The sequence below is a fragment of the Erwinia sp. PPS120 genome (assembly GCF_047918655.1).
GTDB classification, from domain to species: Bacteria; Pseudomonadota; Gammaproteobacteria; order Enterobacterales; family Enterobacteriaceae; genus Erwinia; species Erwinia tasmaniensis_A.
The window spans coordinates 162,919-170,908 of the sequence record NZ_JBLREF010000008.1 but is presented as its reverse complement, the minus strand read 5'-3'; the positions used below and the strand labels follow the sequence as shown (position 1 = coordinate 170,908).

The 7,990-nt window shown below is 56.3% G+C and carries 6 protein-coding genes; 3 read left to right on the top strand and 3 right to left on the bottom strand.

Annotation, left to right across the window (positions count from 1 at the left end; all coding sequences use genetic code 11):
- The first annotated feature begins 197 nt into the window (after positions 1 to 197).
- Complete coding sequence (locus tag ACLRGG_RS05640; RefSeq protein ID WP_416248809.1) at positions 198 to 407, top strand: hemolysin XhlA; 210 nt, start codon at positions 198 to 200, stop codon at positions 405 to 407.
- Between the two features lie 84 nt (positions 408 to 491).
- Here the strand turns inward: ACLRGG_RS05640 and ACLRGG_RS05635 are convergent, their stop codons facing one another.
- From ACLRGG_RS05635 to ACLRGG_RS05625, 3 genes are all read right to left on the bottom strand, one after another.
- Positions 492 to 1,025 (bottom strand): RcnB family protein, encoded by a 534-nt coding sequence (locus tag ACLRGG_RS05635; RefSeq protein ID WP_416248808.1) that lies wholly within the window; start codon positions 1,023 to 1,025, stop codon positions 492 to 494.
- Positions 1,026 to 1,197: 172 nt separating this feature from the next.
- Entirely contained in the window at positions 1,198 to 2,337 is a 1,140-nt protein-coding gene (locus ACLRGG_RS05630) for an iron-containing alcohol dehydrogenase (RefSeq protein ID WP_416248807.1), read from the bottom strand.
- 38 nt (positions 2,338 to 2,375) lie between these two features.
- Positions 2,376 to 2,753 (bottom strand): hypothetical protein, encoded by a 378-nt coding sequence (locus ACLRGG_RS05625; protein WP_416248806.1) that lies wholly within the window; start codon positions 2,751 to 2,753, stop codon positions 2,376 to 2,378.
- Positions 2,754 to 3,277: 524 nt separating this feature from the next.
- Between ACLRGG_RS05625 and pqqU the strand changes: the two genes are divergently transcribed.
- Together pqqU and ACLRGG_RS05615 are read left to right on the top strand one after the other, a co-directional pair.
- A complete protein-coding gene (gene pqqU, locus ACLRGG_RS05620) occupies positions 3,278 to 5,425 on the top strand; it encodes a TonB-dependent receptor PqqU (protein ID WP_416248805.1) in 2,148 nt (715 codons plus the stop codon).
- 149 nt (positions 5,426 to 5,574) lie between these two features.
- Positions 5,575 to 7,968 (top strand): glucose/quinate/shikimate family membrane-bound PQQ-dependent dehydrogenase, encoded by a 2,394-nt coding sequence (locus ACLRGG_RS05615; RefSeq protein WP_416248804.1) that lies wholly within the window; start codon positions 5,575 to 5,577, stop codon positions 7,966 to 7,968.
- The last annotated feature ends 22 nt before the right edge of the window (positions 7,969 to 7,990 follow it).

Here is a 7,990-nt window from a genome sequence, read left to right as displayed (position 1 = left end):
CATCTGCTTTCGACGCGATGGCGTGTTACTCCCCCCGGATGCGCCATGCATAATTCATTATCAGACCAGGTTGCATATTTTTCATGCAATTTCTGGAGGTGGCCTCGCAGGAATACGTCGCCTTTTAGCTGACTCGTGTTTGTTGATCGGGTATCGTTTAGTTGAAAATTTGAACATGTCGTTAAAAGGAGAAAACGATGATTGAACGCGTTACGCTGCTGGAAAGTAAGGTGGAAAAGCTGTTGATTGACGTTGCCGTTATCAAGGCCAACTACGCCACACGGGAAGATGTCGAAAGCGTCAGAATAGCGCTCCACTCCTCGCTTTCTACGCTGACTAAATGGCTGGTAGGGGTACTCCTGATTGTGCCGGGTGTCTGGCTGGGTCTGGCCCGGTGGCTCAACTGAGGGTACCCGTGGCTGAATAACGTCAGTGGGTACATCGTCGTATGAAGCACCTGGCGAAAAGAGGCTTTCACCAGGTGAGTGACTTTAGTGGTGGGTGATTACGGAGGTGATAACGCCCGTTGCGACGGCTATCAGCACGTAGTTACCGTCGATATTCTGCCAGCGATGACCGGCAGGAGGTGCCTTCAGGCCGCGCTGATGCCAGTCATTGACCTGGTAGCCTTCACCCCGGTATTTCTCCGGTAGCGGTCGACCCTGACGGAAGTCGGGCTGTGCATGACGGGGTTGCTGGTGGTGACGCTGCCCCGGTGCGCGATCTGCCTGAGCCATATGCTGCGGCTGCTGGCGTTCGCCACCCTGAGGCTGAGAATGCTGAGCCTGCCCACCGCGCCCGGGTTGTGAATTTTGCTGCGCCTGCCCGCCATGCTGCGCTTGCGCATTGTGTTCACCGCCACCCTGCTGGCGTGCGTTGCCATTCTGTTCGCCCTGAGGCGGACGCTTTAGCGGTGACTGCTGCGTGTTACCCTGTCCCGGCTGGGGGCCATCGGCAAAAGCGCCGGTGCTGGCTGTCGCAAACAGCAGTGCGCTGAGGGCAATAATGCCTGATTTTTTCATCATGGTTCCCTTCTGGTGTGATTCATTTGCTGACGGACAGGCACAATCTGCGGGCGAAGCCGGCGTATAACAATGTCAATAATCCTAAGCCGGGCGACCTTAACGAAAAATTTACGCTTCGCTTGCAAAAACCGCCCACTATCCCTGTGCAGGCAAAGGGTTACGCCATCAGTATTCACACCTGGGTAAATGCCGCCTCAAGCATCTGCTGCCGCTGCTCCGTACTGTAATTCACCAGCGAGTTTTTACTGCCCGAACGGGCCAGGATCCACTGCATCTCCTCTTCTGTCAGCGTCGGTGGCTCCTGCCAGAAGGGCATAATGGCATTGTCTTTCAACCACTGGGCCAGCTGCCGTGCAGGCGGCAGCGTAAATCCGGGGAACAGCGCGTCGCCCAGCGCGCTCATCAGTGCCTGCTGCTGAGTATTTTCACTGCGTTCCAGTATGGTCAGGAAGGGCAGCAGCAGACGGCCGCAGACTTCACCGTGGTGGTAGTCTCTGATCGCGCCCAGCTCGCCGGCAATGCCGTGGATAACGCCCAGGCCCGACATGCTGAGACTTAATCCTCCCTGCCATGAGGCAAGCAGGATTTGCTCACGCGCGCTGTCGCCCAGCTCATCAGTGCGGTTGAGATGGGGCCAGGCGCTAATAAACGCACGCATGCCGTTCAGCGCCGTCAGGCGGGTAAGCATGTTCCCTTTACTGGAGAAGTAAGCCTCAAACAGATGGGTAAAGGCATCAATGGCGCAGCAGGCAAGCACGTGGTCGGGTGCACCGCGCAGCAGGTCAGCATCTAGGATGGCTATTTGCGGCACAAAATTAGCGTGGCGCAGCGAAGCCTTTACCTTAATCTCCGCCTTATCCGTGACGACGGCATTCTGCGTCACTTCGCTGCCGGTCCCCGCCGTGGTAGGAATGGCGATCAGCGGCAGCGTGTCACCGCTCACCGGCGTATCGCCCACCTTCTCCAGATAGCGCAGCGTGTTAAGCGGATGCTGGCTCAGCGCAGCAAAGGCTTTTGCCGCATCCAGTACGCTTCCTCCGCCTATCGCCACCACGCGCCGGGCATCGCCGCGCCAGCGGCTTACCCAGGCGTCAATCTCATCCGGAGACGCCTCATGGCTGACAATTTCATGTCCGATAAGGAGCGGTTCCAGCTCAGATTTCAGTGTCTGCCACGCTGTGCCATTCAGAAAAGAGCGTCCGCAGAAGAGTAGCGTGGGCATCGGTGCCGCGCGCAGTATCGGCAGCAGCTGCTGCAGGCTGCCACGACCAAAAAAGGTTTGTCGGTTGTTGATCATCTGGCTGGCGAACATGGGCATTATCCTCAGAGGAAGAGTTAAAAGGGTAAAGGTCAGAGCGCGCGGGCAGGGCAGGACAAAATTATCATCCTGTCCTGAGGCGCACCGATCACGCTAAAGCGGGTGTCGGAAAGCCGCTGCGCCAGCCAGCCCTCTTTGGTTACCGCTGAGGGAATATACTGGCGTGGATCGCTGCTTTTAAGCGGGCCGCTTTCCAGCGCGAGTTTCGGCTGCGACAGGGTGAGCCTGAACGAGGTGAAACGATCGGTGACGGTTCCTTCAACGTTGCCTAACGGCGCACCGGCCAGCGTCTCCATTTTTCCGTGGCAGGCCATGCTGTGGTTATCTGAAGAGCAGCCGCTCAGCAGCATCAGCGCAAGGAGAATTCCTCCGCTACCGATGCGGGCGGATGAGCATAACTGCATGAGCATATCAGTGGCATACCTGCGCATAGCCGATCCTTTTTTGTATGTGTAAGTTGATTATAGTCGCTAGTCCTGTACGGATGAGTCTGAAAAAACCGCTTATAAATCATGGTTAAACACACCTTATATATTTTCTTTCACACTCTTTTTACCATTTTGTGGCTTTTAGTAAATCAAATGGGTGAAAATCATAACAACGATTCGCAAAGTCATTATTGAGTGCTACACTTTTGCCTCCTTTAATACCCCCGTCTCTCAGTCGGTGGCCTGATATGCATGCCGCAGCCTCACACTTTGGTAGCCTGACAGGCATAGCGCGTTTCCCACCGGAATAAGTACTTTTGGCTCTTATTTTTTTATCATCAGAGAGGGGCAGGCGGGCAAGATTACAAACTGCTTGTATACTTTTGCTGCAATGATGCGCACGGGCTTTTCGCGCTGGCGACCGGGCAGGGAGAGGATCCCTGCTGTCGGGCTTCAGGCTGGTATGCCTAAATGACGGATTACTTTTTAGATATTGAATCGACCCAGTGAAAAACAAAACCTCTGCTTTTCTGCTCACGCCGCTACTCTGCCTGCCAGCTTTTGCAGCCAGTTCTGCGCAAAACTCCTCCGCTCAGGCAGCGACGGCGGGCGATGGCTCGCTTATCGTCATTCGGCAGCGCAGCGGGATATCCGAACTGGATACGCCTGCCGCGGTCAGCGTGTTGAGCGGCCAGGATCTGCGCAGCGATAACGCTCAGGTTAACCTTTCTGAAGGGCTGGGCAGCGTGCCGGGTTTACAAATTCAAAACCGGCAGAACTATGCGCAGGATCTACAGCTATCGGTGCGTGGATTCGGCAGCCGCTCCATGTATGGCGTACGGGGCGTGCGGGTTTATGTGGACGGCATTCCAGCCACGATGCCGGACGGGCAGGGGCAAACCTCGAATATTGATATCAATTCAATTGAGCGTGTAGAAGTGCTGCGAGGCCCCTGGTCAGCGCTTTATGGCAACGCGTCCGGCGGCGTGGTCAACATCGATACTGAAACCGGTAATCAGCCAGCCACCCTTACCGCCGGCACTTATTTTGGCAGCTACGGCAGCTGGCGAAACAGCGTCAAAGCCAGCGGCGCAACGGGGGATGGCACGCACGTTGGTGACGTGAACTACACCCTTTCCGCTTCGCGCTTTACGACTCATGGCTATCGCGATCATAGCGGAACGCAAAAAAACCTCGGTAACGGCAAATTCGGCGTGCGCCTGGATGAAGCCAGCACGCTGACGCTGATGTTTAACACCGTCTCCGTGGATGCCAATGACCCCGGTGGGCTGACGAAAGCGGAATGGCAAAATAATCCCCGTCAGTCTCCGCGCGGCGATAGTTTTAATACGCGCAAAAGTCTCGATCAGACCCAGGTGGGCCTGCGCTACCAGCGCGAACTGACGGATAATGACCAGTTAACCCTGACCACCTGGCACGGCGAGCGGCACACCACGCAGTATCAGTCTATCCCACTGGCCCCTCAGCTAAAGCCCGCCTATCCCGGCGGCGTGATTGTGCTGGAGCGGAAATATTCCGGCATTGATACCCGCATCAGGCATGACGACCAGATCGGTTCCGTGCCGTTCTCGCTTACTGGCGGTCTGGACTATGAAACCATGACCGAACGCCGCCAGGGTTTTGAAAACTATCAGCTGGTTAACGGCGTGCCCGCGTTTGGCGAGAAGGGCCGCCAGCGGCGCAATGAAAGGAACCAGATGTGGAATCTGGATCCCTATCTGCAAACGCACTGGGCGCTAACGCAGAAGTGGGCGCTGGACGCGGGTGTGCGCTACAGTACGGTGAGCTTTGACTCACAGGATTACTACGTGACCACCGGGAACGGCGATGACAGCGGCAGCAAACGCTACCATAAATTATTGCCGATGGGATCGCTGAACTATGCGCTGACCGATGCATGGAACCTCTATTTCTCTGCGGGTCGCGGTTTTGAAACGCCGACGATCAATGAGCTTTCCTACCGCTCTGTTGATGGCAGTCAAACCGGGCTTAATCTGGGTCTGAAACCTGCGACCAGCGATACGTTCGAGCTGGGCAGCAAAGCCCGCCTTGGCTATGGCCTGCTGACCGCCGCGATTTTCCAGACCAACACCGATAATGAGCTGGTGGTGGCTGACAGCAGCAACGGGCGATCGGTCTATAAAAATGCCGGTAAAACGCGCCGACGGGGGATTGAAACCTCGTTCGATCAGCAGTTTGCTGAAAACTGGCAGATGAAAGCGGCCTGGACGTATCTTGATGCCACCTATCGCAACGAGTCCTGCGACGACAATGGCGATTGCACACCCTCTGGTAATCGCCTGCCGGGTATTGCGCGTAATATGGGCTATGCCTCGCTGGCATGGGCACCGGAACAGGGCTGGCATGCGGGCGCGGATATCCGCTATCTCAGCAGCATCCAGGCCGATGATGAAAATGATGCTAAGGCGCCTTCCTGGACGGTGGTCAGCCTGAATACCGGCTATCGCTTCAACTGGGATAAATGGTCGCTCGATCTTTTTAGCCGCGTCGATAATCTCTTCGACAGGGCGTATGTCGGCTCGGTGATTGTTAATGAGGGCAATGGCCGCTTTTACGAACCCGCACCGGGCCGAAATTACGGTGGAGGGGCAACCCTCACCTATGCTTTTTAATCAGATATCCACAACAGTCTGCCACTCTGGCGTAGGCCAGCGGGCAGGGTAAAAACACCGGCATGGATAAGCAGTAAGAAACCGGGTGTTTTAAGCGGTTAAGATCCCGATCTAAATCGAAGACGTTAAATATTGGTAAGGTTCATACTATGCAAACTAAAGCACCGTTATCACGGAACCTCGTGATCCTCACGGCTGTGTTTGCCGCCCTCAGCGGGTTATACCTGCTGATTGGCGGTATCTGGCTGGCTAAGCTGGGGGGTTCAGTCTATTACATCATCGCTGGTGTGGTAGAGCTGGCTGTCGCCTGGCTGCTGTTCCGTCGCCGCTCATCAGCACTTCTGCTGTATGCGGTGTTCCTGCTCGCGACCCTTGTCTGGTCGCTCTGGGAAGTCGGGACTGACTTCTGGGCACTGACGCCACGTCTGGACGTCACCTTCTTCCTCGGCCTGTGGATGGTTCTGCCATTCATTTACCGCGGTCTGAGCACGGGGCGGTTTGCACGCGGCGCGCTGGGCGTGGTGCTGCTGGTCACGGTGATTGCCCTGGGCTGGTCGGTCTTTAACGACCCGCAGGAAATCAACGGGTCACTTACCCCGGCACAGGCGGCCAACGTGGAGAAATCCGCTGACGGCGTTGCAGCCGGTGACTGGCCCGCCTATGGCCGTACTCAGGCGGGAACGCGCTACTCACCGTTAACGCAGATTAACGATAAGAACGTGGGGCAGCTTAAGGAAGCCTGGACGTTCCGCACCGGTGACATGAAACGCCCAACCGATCCAGGTGAGCTGACGGATGAAGTGACGCCAATCAAAATTGGTGATTCGCTCTATCTCTGTACCCCGCACCAGATCCTGTTTGCACTGGATGCGGCTACCGGTAAAGAGAAATGGAAATTTGATCCACAGCTGAAAACCGACCCCTCGTTCCAGCACGTGACCTGCCGTGGAGTCTCTTACCACGAAACGCCTGACGCCGCTGCAACCCCTGCGGGCGGTAAGCCTGCTCTGTGTTCACGCCGCATTATCCTGCCGGTAAACGATGGTCATCTGTATGCGCTGGATGCTGAAACCGGTGCGCTTTGCCCGGGATTCGGCGACAACGGTAAACTGAACCTGCAACAGAATATGCCTTTTGCACGCGCAGGTGCCTATGAGCCGACTTCACCTCCGGTCATTACCGATAAAACTATCGTTATTGCCGGTGCGGTAACCGATAACTACTCGACCAAAGAGCCATCCGGGGTCATCCGCGGTTTTGATGTTAACAGCGGTAAGCTGCTGTGGGCATTTGATACCGGCGCGAAAGACCCTAACATTCTGCCGCAGGGCGAGCAGAACTACGTTGCCAACTCGCCTAACTCCTGGGCACCCGCTGCCTATGACGCTAAGCTGGATCTGGTGTACCTGCCTATCGGTGTCGCTACGCCGGATATCTGGGGCGGCAACCGCACGCCAGAAATGGAACGCTTCGCCAGCGGCCTGCTGGCGCTAAATGCCACCACCGGTAAACTGGCCTGGTTCTATCAGACCGTTCACCACGATCTGTGGGATATGGATGTACCGGCACAGCCAACCCTGGCCGATATTAATGACAAAGACGGCAACAAAGTCCCGGTCGTCTATGTTCCGGCTAAAACCGGTAATATCTTCGTGCTGGATCGCCGTAACGGTAAGCTGGTTGTGCCAGCGCCAGAAACGCCGGTTCCACAGGGCGCTGCTAAAGGTGACCATGTTTCTCCAACTCAGCCTTATTCCGAGCTGACCTACCGTCCGAAGAAAAACCTGACCGGCGCGGATATGTGGGGAGCGACAATCTATGACCAGCTGATCTGTCGTGTGATGTTCCACCAGCTGCGTTATGAAGGCCCGTTCACTCCGCCATCCGAGCAGGGTACCCTGGTATTCCCGGGCAACCTGGGTATGTTTGAATGGGGCGGGATTTCTGTTGATACCGACCGTCAGATCGCCGTGACCAACCCAATGGCGCTGCCGTTTGTTTCCCGTCTGATCCCGCGTGGCCCGAATAACCCACTGTGGCCGGGTGAGAAAGATAAAGGCGGTAGCGGCACTGAAACGGGCGTACAGCCTCAGTATGGCGTACCGTTTGGCGTGACGCTCAACCCGTTCCTGTCACCGCTTGGCTTCCCCTGCAAGCAGCCGGCATGGGGCTACATCTCCGCTGTCGATCTGAAAACAAATGATATCGTGTGGAAAAAACGCATCGGTACCGTGCGTGACAGCTCGCCGGTTCCTCTGCCATTCAAGATGGGTATGCCAATGCTGGGTGCGCCAATCTCGACTGCCGGTAACGTGATGTTTATCGGGGCAACGGCAGATAACTACCTGCGTGCGTTTAACGTCACCAACGGTAAGCCGCTGTGGGAAGCTCGCCTGCCAGCGGGCGGTCAGGCCACGCCAATGACTTATGAAGTAAATGGCAAACAGTACGTGCTGATCGCGGCCGGTGGACACGGTTCGTTCGGCACTAAGCTGGGCGACTATATCGTGGCCTATGCGCTGCCGGACGACGCTAAGAAGTAATGCTTAACGTCGGTCACTGGCC

Bases quoted from the DNA above. Each gene is read 5' to 3' on its own strand.
- ACLRGG_RS05640 (WP_416248809.1), top strand. From the start codon at position 198: ATGATTGAACGCGTTACGCTGCTGGAAAGTAAGGTGGAAAAGCTGTTG.
- ACLRGG_RS05635 (WP_416248808.1), bottom strand. From the start codon at position 1,025: ATGATGAAAAAATCAGGCATTATTGCCCTCAGCGCACTGCTGTTTGCG.
- ACLRGG_RS05630 (WP_416248807.1), bottom strand. From the start codon at position 2,337: ATGTTCGCCAGCCAGATGATCAACAACCGACAAACCTTTTTTGGTCGT.
- ACLRGG_RS05625 (WP_416248806.1), bottom strand. From the start codon at position 2,753: ATGCTCATGCAGTTATGCTCATCCGCCCGCATCGGTAGCGGAGGAATT.
- ACLRGG_RS05615 (WP_416248804.1), top strand. From the start codon at position 5,575: ATGCAAACTAAAGCACCGTTATCACGGAACCTCGTGATCCTCACGGCT.